Origin of the sequence: Bradyrhizobium sp. NBAIM08 (genome assembly GCF_020193935.1) — a bacterium.
In the GTDB taxonomy this organism is placed as follows: domain Bacteria; phylum Pseudomonadota; class Alphaproteobacteria; order Rhizobiales; family Xanthobacteraceae; genus Bradyrhizobium; species Bradyrhizobium yuanmingense.
In genome coordinates this window covers 50,191-63,855 of sequence record NZ_JADYVR010000009.1, presented here as the reverse complement: position 1 = coordinate 63,855, position 13,665 = coordinate 50,191, and the positions used below count along the sequence as shown (strand labels likewise).

Below are 13,665 nucleotides of genomic sequence, written 5' to 3'. Positions count from 1 at the left end.
CATGACCGCATTCGAGCCGAAAAACCCGGGCTATCGCGCGGCGGCCATCGCCATGTTCGATGCCCAACCGGCCATGCGCACGCTCGGTATCGTGATCGTCCGGCTCGCGCCGGGCGAGGTCGAGCTGGCGATGCTGCATGCGCCGGCCCTCACGCAGCAGAATGGTTTCATCCATGCCGGCATCATCACGGCCGGGCTCGACAACGCCTGCGGCGTTGCGGCCTTCAGCTTGATGCCGGCGGAGGCCGGTATCCTCACCGTCGAATTCAAGACCACGCTGCTCGCGCCCGCCCGTGGCGAGCGTTTCGTCTTCAAGGCCAAAGTGGTCAAGCCCGGCCGCACGCTGACCTTCTGCGAGGCAAAGGCCTACGCCGAGCATGACGGCAAGACCACGCTGATCGCCATGATGAGCGGGACCTTGATGGCGATGCTGCCGGCGGCTTAGTCGAGCCGGACGCGATTCGCGTGGCAATCGCGCCCGCGGCATTCTATATGACCCGTAACAATGACCGGTGCGCGGGCGTATATCCGCAAGACGGGACCGGAACGGGACGATATGACTGGATTTGGGAATAATGGCCTTGGGCCGAGCCGGCGCGCAGCCTTGACGCTGATCGGAGCGGGCGCTCTCGCCGTGGGTGGGATCGTTTCGGCGCGCGCCGCCACCGGCGATGACGAGGTGCTGACCGAAGCCAAGGTGCTGCGCGATCCCGACACGCCGGTCGCAGGCAATCCCGACGGCAACATCACCATCGTCGAATGGTCCGACTACAATTGTCCCTATTGCCGCAAGCTCGAGCCCGAGCTGCGCCAGGTGGTCCAGGACGACGGCAAGGTGCGGCTGGTCATGAAGGACTGGCCGATCCTCGGGCCGGTTTCGGTCACCGCGGCGCGGAGCGCGCTGGCGGCCAAGTTCCAGGGCAAGTATCACCAGGCCCATGACGCCCTGATCGGCGTCAGCTCGCGCCTGACCGAGCCGCGCATCAACGAGCTGCTCGCGGCTGCCGGGGTCGACATGGACCGCTTGAAGCGCGATCTCACCGGCCACGCCAAGGACATCGACGCCATCCTCAAGCGCAACAACGAGCAGGCTGAAGCTTTCGGCTTCCAGGGCACCCCGTCCTTCATCGTCGGCAAGTATCGCGTGCCCGGCGTGCTCAGCATGACCGAGTTCGAGCAGGTCATCGCCGACGCCCGCAAGGCCAAGATGAACTGAGCCGGCGATATTTCAGGACGCAATACAAAGGCGCCGTCGCGGGTCTGCGACGGCGCCTCGTTCATGTCGATCGGACGAAATTACTTCGACGAGATCCGGACCCAGTCCTTGTGCGCGCGATCGCGCAGCGCATCCCAATCGGCCTTGGCGACGTCCCAGTTCACGATCGTTCGGTTGGTGGTCGCGATGTCGCCTTTGGCGACTGACGACGTCTGCATGGAATCATAGACGTAGACGCCGCCCGCAAGCAGCAACGCGCCCAGGATCATTCCGAAAAAAAGTCTGCATGGCGAACCTCCGGTGACGGGCGATAACGTCGGCCCGGAGTGATGGTTCCGCGACTATGCGGCGCATCCAAGTGAGGTTGTTCATTCTCCATTCAGCCACTCCATCAGCTCCGCATTGATCTCGCGCGGATAGGTGTGGCTGAGGTCGTCGATCTCTCGATAGGTGACTTGGGCACCGGCGGCGGACAGCGCCGCCTGCGTCTGCCGTGCGGTCTGCACCGGAAACATCCAGTCGAGCTTGCCGTGAGTGATGAAGACCGGCAAGCCTTGCAGGCGCGTTGCGTCGGCCATCTCCGCCATCAGCGGATGGAAGGTCGCCGCAACCGGGGCGAGATGCGTGAAGGGCGAGGCGCCGTCGAGGCCGGTGACGTAGCAGAAGGTGCCGCCGTCGCTCATGCCGGTCAGCAGCATGCGCGAGGGGTCGATGCGCCAGCGGCCGCGTACAGTATCGATGATGCGCATGAGGTTCGGTGTGTCGGTGTCGTCGCCCATCAGCGCCCAGGTCGGGCCGGTCGCGGTCGGCGCCACCAGGATCGACCCGAGAGTGCGGGCGTCGCGGAGCCAGCTCCACAGAAAGCCGCGTCCGTTGCCGCTGCCGCCATGCAGCGCCATCACCAGCGGCATGGCACGCTCGGGCGCATAATATTCGGGGACATAGACCGAGAAGCCGCCGCGGCTGCCAGGCTCGTTGCGGTCGTGGAAGATGCCGGTATCTTCGCCCGCGCTGGCTTGGAGCCGCGACAACAAATCCGCATTGTCGCGATTGGCGGCGTTGAGGAAGAAGCTGCTCACCGGCGGAAACTGCCCTGCCAGCGGATAGAGCGCCTCCTGCGCGCGCGGGACAAGGCGCAGCGCGCGGAACACCGCGACGAGATCGCCATGGCCACGCTCGACCTCACGAATGCCGGCAAAGGCAGCGAGCGTCTCGCCGCAGGCGCGATCGAGCCGCTCGCGCAAGCCTCCGAACTGCTCCGGCCAGTCCCCGATTGCTGCGTGCGCCGTCTGCAGCGCCTCGTCCGGCGTGCCGATCGCATCCATCACCGAGGCGAAGGCCGGTGGATGCAGATGCCGCTGGAAGAAGCCGAGCGCTTCCAGCGCATTGAGCAGCGGCGGCAGCACGGCCACGATGTCGTCCACCACGGCCTCGGTCATCGCCCGCTTCCTCAAAGCCTTTTGGATCAGTGCAGCTTCGGCGCCTTCAGGAGCTTGAAGCGATCGGTCGACGTCACGGTGACGTCGAAGGTGACGCCTTCGTGATGAACGGTGAGCGGCACGTCGACGCCGGCGGCGCCGAGCGCCCACATCTTCTTGTAGAAGGCGGTCTGGCTCGTCACCCTGTCACCGTTCACGGCGAGAATGACGTCGCCGGTCTTGAGCTCGGCGCGGGCGGCCGGACCATTGGCGGAGATCCCGATCACCACCACGCGGTTGTCGATCTCGGTCGAATAGAGTCCGAGCCAGGGTCGTGCCGGCTTGTTGACACGGCCGAACTTGCGCAAGTCCTCCAGGACCGGTTTCAGGAGGTCGATCGGCACGATCATGTTGACGTGCTCGGCCTCGCCGTCACGTTCGCGATCGAGCTGGAGCGAGCCGATGCCGATCAGCTCGCCGCGTTCGTTGAGCAATGCCGTGCCGCCCCAGTTCGGATGCGCGGGAGCGGTGAAGATGGCCTCGTCCAGCAGATATTCCCAGTAACCGGCGAATTCCTGCTTGGCCACGACCTGGCTCGCGACCGAGCGCGTGCGTCCGCCGGCGCCGCCGACCACGACGCGGTCGCCGATCCGTGTCGCCGCCGACGAGCCGAGCGGCAGCGGCGCAATGTCGAGCTGGCCGAGCGCCTGCACCAGCCCGAACCCGGTCTCGGAATCGAAGCCGAGCGCATGGCCCTCCACCACTCGTCCGTCGGCGCGGTGCAGCCAGACCGACTCTGCCTCGGTGATGAGATAACCTATCGTGAGCACCAGGCCGTCATCGATCACGACGCCGTTGCCGGCGCGTTCGGTGCCCAGCGTCTCGGCACTGAAGGCGTCCGGAGGGATGATGGCGTGCAGGCCGACGACGGAGCCGAGCGCGCGGTCGAGATCGAAACCATAGTCGCTCGCCCGCGGCTGGTTCGCCGGCGGCACTCTCCATTCGGTCAGAGCGCTCATGGAGTTCTCCTGGCTGAGAGCATCGCTCCGGCAAGGCTGGCGGAGCGACGCGCGAAGCACGCCTAATTTAGGCCGGAGCAGGCCGTCTTGAAAGCCTCGTTCCCAACTATTCGGGAGAACGCCGCGTGAAATCTTGGAAAGGCCCGGAAACACATCGTCATCTGATCCGGCGCATGGCTGCTGTCCGGCGCAGTGCTAGGCGCCGTGCAGTGAAGCTGCTAACCATTGCCGCCTCGTTTGACCAAGGGATCACGGACGACAAGCATGGACAACCGCAGCGACATCTGGCGTGGCATCGACACGATCAAGGCACGCTTCATCGACCTCAGCGACAGGGTCTGGGGCATGCCTGAGGTCTGCTACACCGAGGCGCGGTCCGCCGCCGAGCATCTCGCCGAGCTCCGTCATCAGGGCTTCCGCATCACCGAGAACGTCGCCGGCATCCCGACTGCGCTGATCGGCGAGTGGGGCGAGGGCGGTCCGGTCATTGCCTTCATGGGCGAGTACGATGCGCTGCCGGGCCTCAGCCAGGAGGCGGGTGTCGCCGAGCATCGCCCGATCGAGACCGGCGGCCATGGCCATGGCTGCGGTCACAACCTGCTCGGTTCCGCAGCGCTGCTCGCCGCGACCGCGGTGAAGGACTGGCTGGCCGAGAACAAGGTGCCCGGCCGCGTGCGCTATTACGGCTGTCCGGCGGAGGAAGGCGGCGCGGCCAAGGCCTTCATGGTGCGCTCCGGCGCGTTCGAGGACGCCGACATCGCCATCACCTGGCACCCGCACAGCTTCTGGGAGGTGGCGGTAACGCCCTCGCTTGCGAATACGCGCGCGGATTTCATCTTCACCGGCCGCACTTCGCATGCGGCGGCCTCGCCGCATCTTGGCCGTTCGGCGCTCGATGCGGTGGAATTGATGAATGTCGGCGTGAACTACATGCGCGAGCACATGCCGAGCGACGCGCGCGTGCACTATGCCCTGCTCGACACCGGCGGCATCGCGCCGAACGTGGTGCAGGCCCATGCCCGCGTGCGCTATTCGATCCGCGCGCGCGATCTTCCCGGCATGAACGAGTTGGTCGAGCGTGTGTCCAAGATCGCGCAAGGCGCGGCGTTGATGACCGAGACCAAGGTCGAGATGAAGATCATCTCCGCGGTCTCCAATATCCTGCCCAACACGCCGCTGGAGCAGGCGCTGCATCAGGTCATGGAAGAGCTCGGACCGCCGCATTTCGACGATGCGGACAAGAGCTTTGCCGGCCAGATCCGTGCGACCTTGAGCGACAAGGATATCGCCTCGGTCTATTACGCGATCGGCATGGAGCCGACCGATCGGCCGCTGGCCGACTTCCTGGTGCCGCTCGATGCCAAGCGCAATCCGCTGGTCGGCTCCACCGATGTCGGCGACGTGAGCTGGGTGGTGCCGACCGTGCAGGTGCACGCACCGACGGTTGCAATCGGCACGCCCTTCCACACCTGGCAGGTGGTGGCGCAGGGCAAGAGCCCGCACGCGCACAAGGCCATGGTGCAGGCCGCCAAGGCGATGGCAGGTCTCGGCATCAAGGCGTTGACGGAACCGGAGCTGATCAAGGTTGCCAAGGCGGATCTCCAGAAGCGGACGGCCCGCACTCCTTACGTCTGTCCGTTGCCGGATCACGTCGCGCCGCCGCTCGACATGTCCGTGGCGTAGGAATTCGCCTCGATACTTCGTCTGATCCAGCGAACAAATTTTCCGCAGTGCAGCGCGCAATCCGGCAGATTTTGATGCTGGATTGCCGAACGGATGGGCTGCGGAGCGCAATTTTGCCCAACGGACAGCCAATAGACCGTTTGCATACACACGGTCCCAGTTGACGTGCACCCCATTCGGTGTGCCATCTACCGCCAGCTAAACCAGGCGGTCGCGAGCGGCCGCCTGCATCCATGTCGGAACCAGACGGGGGACAACCATGCTGGACAAAGAGCTGCGTTCGATGATCGGTCAGGTGAAGGACGGGCGGATGGACCGCCGCGCCTTCGTCAAGCGCCTCGCCGCGGTCGGTCTCACCGCTCCCCTCGCCAACCAGCTCCTCGCGCTCGGCGGCGTTGCCATGGCGCAGAGCCCCGCGGTCTACAAGCCGACCAAGCGCGGGGGCGGCGGCCCTCTCAAGGTGCTGTGGTGGCAGGGGCCGACGCTGCTCAATCCTCATTTCGCCACCGGCACCAAGGACCAGGACGGATCGCGGCTTTTCTACGAACCGCTCGCCAGCTGGGACGCCGACGGCAATCTCAACCCGATCCTCGCGGCAGAGATTCCCTCGCTTGCAAACGGCGGTCTCGCCGCCGATGCCAAATCGGTGGTCTGGAAAATCAAGCCGGGAGTCAAATGGCACGATGGCAAGCCGCTGACTGCCGACGACTTCGTGTTCACCTGGCAATACGCCAGCGATCCCGCCACGGCTGCCGTCAGCATCAGCACCTATGGTGACATCACGGTCGAGAAGGTCAGCGATCTTTCGATTCGCATCCTGTTCAAGACCCCGACGCCGTTCTGGGCCAACGCGTTCGTCGGCGCTTATGGATGCGTTCTCCCCAAGCATCTGTTTGCCGACTACAAAGGCTCGAAGTCCCGCGAGGCGCCGAACAATCTTGCCCCGGTGGGCACCGGTCCCTACAAGTTCGTCGAGTTCAAGCCGGGCGATGTGGTCCGCGGCGAGCTCAATCCCGACTATCACATGCCCAACCGTCCGCATTTCGACACGATCGAGATGAAGGGCGGCGGCGATGCCGTCTCGGCGGCCCGCGCGGTGATCCAGACCGGCGAATTCGATTTCGCCTGGAACATGCAGGTCGAAGACGACGTGCTGCTGCGTCTGGAGAAGGGCGGGAAGGGCAAGACCGTCTATGCCACCGGCGGCGACATCGAGTTCATCGCGATCAACTTCACCGATCCGAACACTGAGATCGACGGCGAACGGTCCTCGATGAAGACCAAGCACCCGATCTTCTCCGATCCGAACGTGCGCAAGGCGCTCGCCCTGCTCGTCGACCGCGACTCCGTCAAGAAGGCGATCTATGGTCGGGCCGGCCGCACCACGGCCAACTACCTCAACGGCCCCGAGAAGTTCGTCTCCAAGAACACCTCGTGGGAGTTCAACATCGAGAAGGCGTCGAAGATGCTCGATGACGCCGGCTGGAAGGTCGGCGCCGACGGCATCCGCGAGAAGGACGGCAAGAAATTCAAGCTTCTGTACCAGACCTCGACCAACGGTCCGCGCCAGAAGACCCAGGCCATCGTCAAGCAGGCCTGTCAGAAGGCCGGCATCGACGTGGAGCTGAAATCGGTCGTCGCCTCGGTCTTCTTCTCGTCTGACGTCGCCAACCCGGACACCTATCCGAAGTTCTATGCCGACATCGAGGAGTTCCAGATCCCGATGACGCAGCCCGATCCGGCCCTGCACATGCGGCGCTACATCTCCGCCAATGTGGCCACCAAGGAGAACAAATGGCAGGGGCAGAACTTCCCGCGCTACGTCAACAAGGAGTATGATGACGCCATTGCTGCGGCTGAGACCGAGACCGATCCAGTCAAGCGCGCCGCGCTCTACATCAAGTGCAACGACCTGTTGTGGCAGGACACCGTGTTCATTCCGGTGATGCATCGCCTGCTGGTGGATGCCTGCTCCAACACGTTGCGGCCGGCGCTCTCGGGCTGGGCCAATCGGACCGATAACCTTCAGGACTGGTACCGGGAGGCATGAGCGCAGGCTAGACGGGATTCTTCCCTATGAGTCAGTATGTCCTGCGTCGCCTCCTGATCGCCGTTCCGAGCCTGCTGGCGATTTCGCTGGTGCTGTTCGTCGTGCTTGCGCTCGCGCCCGGCGATCCGTTCTCCGAACTGGCCACCAATCCGAACGTGCCGCCCGAAGTGCAGGCGGCACTCCGGGCCAAGTTCGGTCTCGACGACCCGATCTACCTCCGCTACCTGCACTGGCTCAACGCCATGCTGCACGGCGACTGGGGCTTCTCCTTCGTCAGCCGGATGAACGTCGACACGCTGATCCTCCAGCGCCTGCCCGCCACGCTCTACGTGATCGGCTCGGCGCAGATCCTGGCGCTGCTGATCGCGATTCCGGTCGGCGTCTATGCCGCGACCAGGCCGTATTCGCTGTTCGACCAGATCGCGAATACGCTCGCCTTCGTCGGCTTCTCGCTGCCGACCTTCTTCACCGGCATCCTGTTCATCCTGATCTTCTCGGTCACGCTGGACTGGCTGCCTTTCGTCTACACCACCGACATCAAGGCCACCGGCATCCGCTGGGTGCTGGAGATGATCCGTCAGGCGATCATGCCGGTGGCGGTGCTCGGCCTGTTCCAAGCGGCATCGATGACGCGCTTCGTGCGCTCGGCGATGCTCGACGTCATCCGGCTCGACTACGTCACCACGGCGCGGGCCAAGGGCCTCGGCCAGACCACGGTGATCATCAAGCACGTGATGCGCAACGCCATGATCCCCGTGGTCACGCTGATCGCGTTGCAGATGCCCGCGGTGTTCGGCGGCGCCATCGTCACCGAGCAGATCTTCCGCATTCCCGGCATCGGCTCGCTGCTGATCTCCTCCATCCTTTCCAACGACACGCCGGTGGTGATGGCCGTCACCTTCGTCTTCGCGTGCCTCGTGGTGCTGTTCAATCTCATCGCGGACGTGCTTTATGGCTGGCTTGACCCTCGCATCTCCCTCCGCTGAGCGGCGCGCCTATTCGCCCTGGCGCGAAGCATGGCGGCGTTACAGCCGCCACCGGCTCGCGGTGGTCAGCGCTGTCCTGCTCCTCATCCTGGTGCTCGCCGTCGTGCTTGGGCCGTTCGTGTGGCGTGTGAAGATCAACGAGATCGACATCGTCGCGGGCCTGCAGGGTCCGTCGCTCGCCCATCCCTTCGGCACCGACGATCTCGGCCAGGACATTCTGGCGCGCATGATCTATGGCGGCCGCATCTCGCTCGCGGTCGGGCTCGCCGCGATGCTGGTCGCTGTCATCATCGGCACAGTGATCGGCGCGCTCGCCGGTATGTCGCGCGGCGCGCTCGGACACGGATTGATGTGGCTCACCGACCTGTTCCTGTCGCTGCCGCAGCTGCCGCTGCTGCTGCTGCTGATCTATCTGTTCCGCGACGGGCTGAAGCAGGTGTTCGGGCCCGAAGGCGGCATCTTCATCTTGATCGTGCTCGTGATCGGAGGTCTGCGCTGGATGCCGGTGGCGCGGCTGGTGCGTGCCCAGTTCTTGTCGCTCCGCGAAAAGGAGTTCGTCGAAGCCGCCCGTGCGCTCGGTGCCAGTCCGGTGCGGCAGGTGGTACGGCACATCCTGCCCAATGCGGTCGGCCCGGTGATCATCGCCGGCACCATCGACGTCGCCGCCGCGATCATCGCGGAATCGACGCTGTCCTTCCTCGGCCTCGGCTTCCCGCCGGATACCCCGACCTGGGGCCGGCTGCTGTTTGACGCCAAGGATTTTCTCGACATCGGCCCGCACTGGGCGCTGTTTCCGGGCGGCGCGATCTTCGTCGCGGTGGTGGCCATCAACTTCATCGGCGACGGTCTGCGCGACGCGCTCGATGCGCGACGGGTGATCTGATGGCGCCGCTGCTCGAGATCAAGGGCCTGAAAACCCACTTCTCCACGGACGACGGCATCCTCCAGGCCGTCGACGGTGTCGACATCTCCATCAACAAGGGCGAGACGCTCTGCGTCGTCGGCGAATCCGGCTGCGGCAAGACCGTGACCGCGATGTCGATCCTGAAGCTGATCGCAATGCCGCCGGGCCGGATCGCGGCGGGCCAGATCATCTTCGAGGGGCGCGATCTGGTGCCGCTGACCAGCAACCAACTCGACGAGATCAGGGCGAAGGAGATCGGCTTCATCTTCCAGGAGCCGATGACCTCGCTCAATCCGGTGCTCACCATCGGCGAGCAGATCGCAGAGAGCCTGCGGCGGCACGAAGCGGTGACCAGGAAGCAGGCGCTCGAGCGCACCATCGAGATGCTGAAACTGGTGCAGATCCCGAACGCCGAAGGCCGCGTGCACAATTATCCGCATCAGTTTTCCGGCGGCATGCGCCAGCGCGTGATGATCGCGATGGCGCTCGCCTGCAAGCCGAAGCTGATCATCGCCGACGAACCCACCACCGCGCTCGACGTCACCATCCAGGCGCAGATCCTCGACCTCTTGCAGGACATGAAGGACCGCTTCGGCATGGCGGTGATGCTGATCACCCATGCCATGGGCGTCGTCGCCGAGACCGCGCAGCGCGTCGTCGTGATGTATGCCGGCAAGGTGGTGGAGGAGGCGCCCGTCGACGATCTCTTCGGCGATCCCCGTCACCCCTATACGCAAGGCTTGATCCGCTCGATCCCGCGCATCGATCTCGACAGCGAGCACAAGACGCGGCTCGAGGCGATCGGCGGCTCTGTGCCGATCCTGATCAACCCGCCGGCCGGCTGCCGCTTCGCGCCGCGCTGCAAGTTCGCCATGAATGTCTGCACCGAGAAGGAGCCGCTGCTGCGCGAGATCGCGCCCGGTCACCGCATGGCCTGTCATCTCGGAGATACCAGCGTGGGAGCCGCGTCATGAGCGAGCCCTTGCTCCGCGTCAGCGGCCTGAAGAAACATTTCCCGGTGCTCGGCGGCCTCTTGTCGCGCCAGGTCGGCACCGTCTATGCGGTCGACGGCGTGTCGTTCTCGGTCAACCGCGGCGAGACGCTCGGCCTCGTCGGCGAATCCGGTTGCGGCAAGTCGACGACCGGGCGCTGCGTGCTGCGCCTGATCGAGCCGACCGACGGCGAGGTCACCTTCGACGGCCAGGACGTACGCAAGCTCGGCGGCAACGATCTGCGCGCGATGCGGCGGAACATGCAGCTGGTGTTCCAGGATCCGTTCGCCTCGCTCAATCCGCGCATGACGGTCGGGGCCATTCTCGGCGAGGCCTTTACCATCCACAATCTCGCCTCCTCCTCGAAAGAGCGCGAGGAGCGCGTTGCGGGACTTCTGGTCAAGGTCGGGCTCAAGGCCGAGCACATGCGGCGCTATCCGCATGAATTCTCCGGCGGCCAGCGCCAGCGCATCGTGATCGCGCGCGCGCTCGCGGTCGAGCCGAAGCTGATCGTCTGCGACGAGCCGGTCTCCGCGCTCGACGTGTCGATCCAGGCCCAGGTCATCAACCTGCTGGAGGACCTTCAGGCCGAGCTGAACCTGACCTATCTGTTCGTCGCGCACGATCTCTCGGTGGTCGAGCACATCTCCGACCGCGTCGCGGTGATGTATCTCGGCCGCATCGTCGAGCTCGCGAAAGCCAGCGACCTCTACCGCAACCCGCAGCATCCCTACACCAGGGCGCTACTGTCGGCGGTGCCGGTGCCAGATCCAAAACTCAAGCGCGAGCGCATCCGCCTCAAGGGCGACGTGCCGAGCCCGATGAAGCCGCCCTCCGGCTGTCACTTCCACACCCGCTGCCCGATCGCCCAGCCACGCTGCGCGGAAAGCGCGCCGCCGCTGAAGGAGGGCGCGGGCGGCCATTTCGTGGCGTGCCATCTGGCGTAGTGCTATGAATCCGTAGACAGCGATCAGCTCACGCGCTTTTCGCGGGCCATGCTATCACCTGGCCCGACATCACCAGCCGGTCTCGGCCGCTCTCCTTGGCGACGTAGAGCGCACGGTCGGCGGCGGCGACCAGCGTACTAGAGTCCATCGCGGTCTGGGACGGAAGAGCCGCGGCGCCGCCGATGCTCGCAGTCACCAGCCGCGAAGGCGGATTTTGCGCGTGCAGCATGGCGAGATCGAGCAGCGCCTGGCGAATCGCTTCGCCGACCTCGGCGCAGCCTTCAGGACCGGTGTTCGGCAGCAGCACGGCGAATTCCTCGCCGCCATAGCGCGCCGCGAGGTCGGCCGGACGCCTGGCCTGGGCGGATAAAATCCGGGCCAGCGCGCGCAGGCAGGCGTCGCCCGCCAGATGCCCATAGAGATCGTTGAATTTCTTGAAATGATCGACATCGATCAGTAGCAGCGAGAGCTGGGTTCCGTCGCGCCGAGCCCGCGCCCATTCGTCGGCAAGGTGATCGTCAAAGGCGCGACGGTTGGCGAGGCCGGTGAGACCGTCAGTGGTTGCCAGCGAGGCGAGCCTGTCCTGAAGATCCTTCTGCTCGGTCATGTCGCGCACGACCGCGACGACGCCGTCGATCACGCCGCTGTCGGACGCCACGGTGACGTGTAGCGCCGCCTCGGCCCAGATCTCGCCTTTGTCGCGATGACGCTGCCGATAGACGAACCGCGCTTCCTCCGCCTCGCCATTCTTCAGCGCGGCGATGGCCTGCTCAACTCGTTCCATGTCGTCGGCGTGAATGCCGGCCAGGGCCGAGGTGCCCATCAGTTCTTCGGCCGACCAGCCGGTGATGCGCGCGCAGGAGGGAGAGACGTAGAGCAACCGGTTATCCAGCCCGATGCGGGTCACCATGTCGCTGGATTGCTCGGCCAGCAGGCGGAAATTGGCTTCCTTGGCCACCAGGGCCTGCGCCGTGCGCTGTCGCTGCAGTAGCTGACGGACGAGATAGTAGCCGATCACCGCGATCAAGAGGACGAGCCCTAGGACGAAGCTCATGCGTGCTGCTGCCGCGCGCCGCCAGGGGGCAAGCGCGTCGTCCTGCGACTTGCTCGCCAGCACCATCAGCGGATAGCGGCTGCTGCGCTGGTAATAGCTCAGCCGCTCCACGCCATCGAGCGGCGATTTGAAGTAATAGACCGCCGCGGCGGGGCGGCTTTTCCAGCTCCTGAACAAGGGCGCATCGGACAGGTCGCGTCCGACGAAGGCGCCGCTCTCGTCGCCGCTGCGCGCCAGCATGATGCCGCTGCCGTTGAGCAGAGATGCCGAACCGTTCGGTCCGATATCGAACCGCTCGTAGAACTTGACGAAATAGTTGACGTCGATCGTGAGCAGGGCAACGCCGGCAAAGCCGCCGTCGGAATCGTTGATCCGGCGGGATGCGGTGACGATCCACTGGCCGCCGGAGCGGCTCTTGACGGGCCGCCCGATCAGCGTGCCCCTCTCCGGAGAATCGCGATGGCGCTGGAAATATTCCCGGTCGCTGTTGTTGAGCTTGGAGAAGTCGAGCCGCTCCGTCGTGGCGAGCCAGCGGCCGGTCGCATCATAGATGAAGATGCCGCGGATGCGGTCCGATGATTTGCGGGTCGGCAGATAGGCCTGCAGTTTCGTAATCGTGTCCGCACCCGTCCCGTCGATTTCGAGCCGGTGGACCAGTCCGACAAGAATCGTATCGGCAAGCTCGAACGTGTCGTCGGCATGCTGAATCAGCGAATGAGCTACGTTGGCGACGTCGATCTCGGCGTTCCTCAGATCGGCGTTGCGCGCCTCCCATTCGCGCCAGGTGCTCAGGGCGAGGATGGCAACGCAAGTCAACACGACGAACCCGGCCGCCCAGAGCGGAAGGCGCGTCTTGCCGAGTTCGCGGCTTGTGACCATCAGGCTTGCTCCAAATCGGAGCAAACCTCTCACTTTCACCTTAACGGCCTGTTGCAATATCCGCGATGATTGTGCGGGGTCCGTACTGGACCGGGAACATCACCGACATCGAGTTCCACTCTCGTCGGCCCGCGTTCATCATGGTGCCGCGGCGCGATGGGCGGCCTGACGTCTCATCCTTCCAACGTGAAGCCGACGCGCAGCGTCACCTGAAAATGACGCACGGCGCCGTTCTCGACATGGCCGCGCGTTTGCACGACCTCGAACCATCTTATTTCGCGAACGGTCTTGGAAGCGCGGCTGATCGCATTCTTGATTGCATCCTCGATCGAGGTCTCGGACGATCCGACGAGGTCGAGGATCTTGTAGACGTGATCGTGCTCGGCTGTGGGCATGGCCTTCCCTCATTTGGTATCTTGCCATCCGAAAAAATGCGTATGGCGGAACGTGCGCAGGCGAGCATGCCTGGCCCACGGTCTGAACGGTCGTGGGAGCATCGGGTTCCTTGCTCCGCGAT

The 13,665-nt window shown here is 64.8% G+C and carries 13 protein-coding genes; 8 read left to right on the top strand and 5 right to left on the bottom strand.

What is annotated here, in order from left to right; translation table 11 throughout:
- Position 1: 1 nt before the first annotated feature.
- Complete coding sequence (locus tag I6F37_RS27240; protein WP_225153200.1) at positions 2 to 445, top strand: PaaI family thioesterase; 444 nt, start codon at positions 2 to 4, stop codon at positions 443 to 445.
- 111 nt (positions 446 to 556) lie between these two features.
- A complete protein-coding gene (locus I6F37_RS27235; RefSeq protein ID WP_035996797.1) occupies positions 557 to 1,216 on the top strand; it encodes a DsbA family protein in 660 nt (219 codons plus the stop codon).
- Positions 1,217 to 1,296: 80 nt separating this feature from the next.
- On the opposite strand, the gene I6F37_RS27230 is transcribed toward I6F37_RS27235, so the two are convergent.
- The 3 genes from I6F37_RS27230 to I6F37_RS27220 form a co-directional block, all read right to left on the bottom strand.
- Complete coding sequence (locus I6F37_RS27230) at positions 1,297 to 1,485, bottom strand: hypothetical protein (protein ID WP_225153198.1); 189 nt, start codon at positions 1,483 to 1,485, stop codon at positions 1,297 to 1,299.
- A gap of 99 nt (positions 1,486 to 1,584) precedes the next feature.
- Entirely contained in the window at positions 1,585 to 2,655 is a 1,071-nt protein-coding gene (locus tag I6F37_RS27225; protein ID WP_225153196.1) for a phospholipase, read from the bottom strand.
- Between the two features lie 26 nt (positions 2,656 to 2,681).
- Positions 2,682 to 3,653: a S1C family serine protease gene (locus I6F37_RS27220; protein ID WP_225113025.1), complete on the bottom strand. Its 972-nt coding sequence runs from the start codon at positions 3,651 to 3,653 to the stop codon at positions 2,682 to 2,684.
- A 264-nt stretch (positions 3,654 to 3,917) separates the two neighbouring features.
- Between I6F37_RS27220 and I6F37_RS27215 the strand changes: the two genes are divergently transcribed.
- The 6 genes from I6F37_RS27215 (at position 3,918) to I6F37_RS27190 (ending at position 11,215) form a co-directional block, all read left to right on the top strand.
- Positions 3,918 to 5,336 (top strand): M20 family metallopeptidase, encoded by a 1,419-nt coding sequence (locus I6F37_RS27215; protein WP_035996763.1) that lies wholly within the window; start codon positions 3,918 to 3,920, stop codon positions 5,334 to 5,336.
- Between the two features lie 259 nt (positions 5,337 to 5,595).
- A complete protein-coding gene (locus I6F37_RS27210; RefSeq protein ID WP_035996767.1) occupies positions 5,596 to 7,386 on the top strand; it encodes a peptide ABC transporter substrate-binding protein in 1,791 nt (596 codons plus the stop codon).
- A 26-nt stretch (positions 7,387 to 7,412) separates the two neighbouring features.
- The gene (locus I6F37_RS27205) at positions 7,413 to 8,372 is read left to right on the top strand and encodes an ABC transporter permease (RefSeq protein WP_025033623.1); all 960 of its coding nucleotides are present in this window, start codon (positions 7,413 to 7,415) and stop codon (positions 8,370 to 8,372) included.
- Positions 8,338 to 9,255 carry an ABC transporter permease gene (locus I6F37_RS27200; RefSeq protein WP_035996800.1) on the top strand — a complete coding sequence of 306 codons (918 nt, stop codon included), beginning with the start codon at positions 8,338 to 8,340 and terminating at the stop codon, positions 9,253 to 9,255. The genes I6F37_RS27205 and I6F37_RS27200 overlap by 35 nt, the downstream gene beginning before the upstream one ends.
- Positions 9,255 to 10,250, top strand: coding sequence for an ABC transporter ATP-binding protein (locus I6F37_RS27195; protein WP_035996773.1), 996 nt, complete (start codon positions 9,255 to 9,257; stop codon positions 10,248 to 10,250). Before I6F37_RS27200 ends, I6F37_RS27195 begins: the two co-directional genes overlap by 1 nt.
- Positions 10,247 to 11,215, top strand: a complete 969-nt coding sequence (locus I6F37_RS27190) for an ABC transporter ATP-binding protein (RefSeq protein WP_035996776.1) — start codon at positions 10,247 to 10,249, stop codon at positions 11,213 to 11,215. Before I6F37_RS27195 ends, I6F37_RS27190 begins: the two co-directional genes overlap by 4 nt.
- 28 nt (positions 11,216 to 11,243) lie before the next feature.
- Here I6F37_RS27190 and I6F37_RS27185 read toward each other — a convergent pair whose 3' ends face one another.
- Together I6F37_RS27185 and I6F37_RS27180 are read right to left on the bottom strand one after the other, a co-directional pair.
- The gene (locus I6F37_RS27185) at positions 11,244 to 13,148 is read right to left on the bottom strand and encodes a diguanylate cyclase (RefSeq protein ID WP_225153194.1); all 1,905 of its coding nucleotides are present in this window, start codon (positions 13,146 to 13,148) and stop codon (positions 11,244 to 11,246) included.
- Positions 13,149 to 13,321: 173 nt separating this feature from the next.
- Positions 13,322 to 13,543, bottom strand: coding sequence for a dodecin (locus I6F37_RS27180; protein WP_036020706.1), 222 nt, complete (start codon positions 13,541 to 13,543; stop codon positions 13,322 to 13,324).
- Positions 13,544 to 13,665: the final 122 nt, after the last annotated feature.